The sequence below is a fragment of the Pontiella sp. genome (genome assembly GCF_041622395.1).
GTDB lineage: Bacteria > Verrucomicrobiota > Kiritimatiellia > Kiritimatiellales > Pontiellaceae > Pontiella.
The window spans coordinates 1-3338 of sequence record NZ_JBFJYW010000366.1 but is presented as its reverse complement, the minus strand read 5'-3'; the positions used below and the strand labels follow the sequence as shown (position 1 = coordinate 3338).

The following is a 3338-nucleotide window of genomic DNA, read 5'->3' as shown; positions in this document are numbered from 1 at the left end:
TAAAGGGGGCCGTTCCGGCCTGAGTTGATTTGCAGGCAAATCGAGGTTGGAACCGTGAATGAACGCGAATGGACATTCATTGGAAATGCAGGTGTCCTTTGTGTCTTTGCGGTCAAAATATTATCTCTGATGATGCCACCCTGCCGCCCTGCCACCCGCTTGACTGCGCACGATGATTCCAAATAACGCGAAGAATTAATCCGGGGATTGCGTCGGTTTCCGGCTTTGCGGCCTCTTCGATCGCCGGATTCTTCCCGTTGGGTGGGGTGTCCGCCGGCAGGGGCATGGGGCGAAAAGCAAGCGGGCGAAGGTGTTGGGAAAGCTCTAGTAAAAGATACTAAATATTGAAAAGGGAATTCCTTGCACTTGCTTGCGGGTTTTCGGCTTAATGCGCCCGGCGTAACCCCAAATGGGTTTCGCGGGATGTTTTTCAAGGGGATCAAAGGGATGGGATTTCAAGCGAGAGCAACGTTGAGACGGCACCATAAGATGGCGGGGATTTTCCTTACCACCCTGTGTTGCATCGCGGCGTTCGTCGGCGCGTTTGTGCTGCGGTTCGATTTTGGGCGGATTCCGGAGGCCCAGTTGCCGTCTCTGGGGATGGGGCTGCCGCTGATGGTGGTGGTCCGCATGATCACGCTGTGGGGGTTCAAGGTGCACCGCGGCCTTTACCGGTACACGAGCTTGCACGATGTGCTGTTGCTGTTCAAAGCCGTCTCGGTGGGGTCGCTGGTCTTTATTCCGCTCTGGCTGGCGACGGGCGGGCATCACGTGTTCATGCCGCGTTCGATCTATATCCTCGATTGGATGCTGTGCCTCTCCTTGCTGGTGGGCGTCCGGGCTTCCGTGCGGCTGTGGCGGATCCATTTCCAGACGGCCCGTCCCGCGGGCGCGGCGGCGGAACGCGCGCTGGTGGTGGGCGCCGGTAATCTCGGCGAGACGATCCTGCGGATCGTTGACCGGCGCTTTTTCGGCCAGGATATGGAGGTGGTCGGGTTCGTCGATCAGAATCCCGTGAAGCACGGCGGGCGCATTCATGGCGTGCCCGTGCTGGGCGATACCAAGGATGTGCGCGAATTCATCAAGGAGCATGGCATCGATGTGGTGCTGTTCGCCATTTCGGAGCCGCGGGAGGGCCTCTTCGAGGAAATCGTGGCCAGCTGCGATGGCCTGCATGTCCGCTTCAATACGGTGTCGTTGCTCAAGGATGCATCCACCGGCGAGGTTCGCGTCGAGCGCATGCGCGGGTTGAAGATCGAGGACCTGCTCGGCCGCAAACCCGTGGAGGTGGATGTCCGACCGGTGCGCGAAGGGTTGGCGGGCCAGACCGTTCTCGTTTCGGGCGCCGGCGGGTCGATCGGCTCCGAACTCTGCCGCCAGATTTCGTCTTTCGCCCCGCAACGGATCGTCCTGCTCGATGCCGCCGAATCGCCGCTCTTCGAGATCGACCGCGAACTGCGCGAGCGCTACCCCGATCTCGACATCTATCCGGTCATCGGCGACATCAAGCACCCCGAAGTCGTCGAGCGCGTCTTTGCCGAAACCCGGCCCGGGTTCGTCTACCATGCCGCCGCCTACAAGCATGTGCCGCTGATGCAGACGCACCCCGACGAGGCGGTGCTCAACAATGTGCGCGGAACCCGCCATCTGGCCGAAGCCGCCCGCCGCCACGCCTGCAAGCGCTTTGTGATGATCTCCACCGACAAGGCCGTGCGCCCCACCAATGTGATGGGCGCCACCAAGCGCATGTGCGAACTGCTCATCCAGTCGATGAACCGGCCGGCGGTGAAATCCGCCGACCCCGGCACCGTTTTCGCCGCCGTGCGCTTCGGCAATGTGCTCGGTAGCAACGGCAGCGTGATCCCGATCTTCCAGAAGCAGATCGATGCCGGCGGGCCGATATCGGTCACCCATCCCGAAATGACCCGCTATTTCATGACGATTCCCGAGGCGGTTTCGCTGGTGTTGCAGTGCGGCATCATTGCCGAACCGCGCGATATTTTCGTGCTCGATATGGGAACGCCGGTGAAGATCATGGATCTGGCCCGCAACATGATCCGGCTCTCCGGCCTGCGCGAGGGGGTGGATATCTCCATCAACATTACCGGCCTGCGCCCCGGCGAAAAGATGTACGAGGAGCTCGTGGCCTATGGCGAAGAGCTCAAGCCCACCTTCGTGCCTAAGATCAATGTGCTCAAGCAGGCTGAAAATCCGCTGGCCAACGAAGTGCTTTCCACGGCGGTCCGCCATCTGGAAGCGCTGGCGGTCGGGCGCCATACCGAAAAGGTCAAGGAGCTGCTTTACCGCCTCATCGGTTTCGATGCCGAACTCAACCAGCGGCTCCTGACCGGGTTTTCCGAAAAGTGCGTGCACCGGCTGATCGACCGGTGGCCCGAGGCCGTGGAGATCCCTCCGGTCGAGTGCAAGACGGCCCCCAAAGGGCGGGTTTTGGCGGTCGTCGGGCGGCTGGAACTCGGCGCGGCGCTGCGGCAGGTGCTCGCCGGGGTCGGATACGAAGTCGACAGCCTCGATTCGGTTGCCGAAGCGCTCAAGTTGCTTTCGTCCGACCGCGCCTACTCCGCCGTTCTGTGCGATGTCATCATGCCGCGCTCAACCGCCTGGGAGCTGCATGAAAGGATCCGGGCGATGACGCTCGATCTTCCCGTCATCGCCATGAGTGAATACGACTGCAAAACCATCGGCGAGTTGCTCGAAGTCGAGATCTGCATGCCGATCCTCCGCAAACCCTTCTCCCCGCGCGAATTCGAGGCCGCGCTGGATTCCTATTCCGACCCCTCCGTGAACGTGGTGCCGGAACCCGGCGGTGTCCAGCAGCTGGACTGACGGCGCGTCGAGGCGGCTTTATCCTAGAGAAGCAAATGAGCCACGGATGAATACCGCTTAAGACGGATGTCTGAACAGGCGCTTCCTCCGGCGGGGGAGCGGGACAAACGCCTTCTCTCATTGGCGATCCGCATCCATCCGTGTTCATCAACGGTTTTCATCCCTTGATTTAGAACCTCGCGTTTCAAATTCCATCCTGCTTGCAACGGATTTTTTTACCACAGAGCATTTACAGCCCTCTGTGTCCTCTAGCATAGCGGGTGGTAAAATTTCGTTCCAGCTGCGCCGGCTTAGGCTGAAATGCGGCAAGTACGAGTCCCTTCGCCTCTTTGTGCCTTTGCGGTCATTGATTGTTTTTGGTTCCTGCTCTTCCGGCTTAGGCTGAAATGCGGCAAGTACGAGCCCCTTGGCCTCTTCGTGCCTTTGCGGTCATTGATCAACACGGTATTCCGGCGGGGGAGCGGGACAAACTCCTTCTCTCATTGGCGATCCGC

1 protein-coding gene is annotated in these 3338 nt (G+C 60.3%); it reads left to right on the top strand.

All coding sequences use genetic code 11. The features are described from left to right. Positions 1 to 489: 489 nt before the first annotated feature. Positions 490 to 2844 carry a polysaccharide biosynthesis protein gene (locus tag ABYO54_RS15550; RefSeq protein WP_372809148.1) on the top strand — a complete coding sequence of 785 codons (2355 nt, stop codon included), beginning with the start codon at positions 490 to 492 and terminating at the stop codon, positions 2842 to 2844. The last annotated feature ends 494 nt before the right edge of the window (positions 2845 to 3338 follow it).

What these genes read in the sequence shown, in the direction of transcription:
- ABYO54_RS15550 (WP_372809148.1), top strand. Translation starts at nt 490, where the DNA reads ATGGCGGGGATTTTCCTTACCACCCTGTGTTGCATCGCGGCGTTCGTC.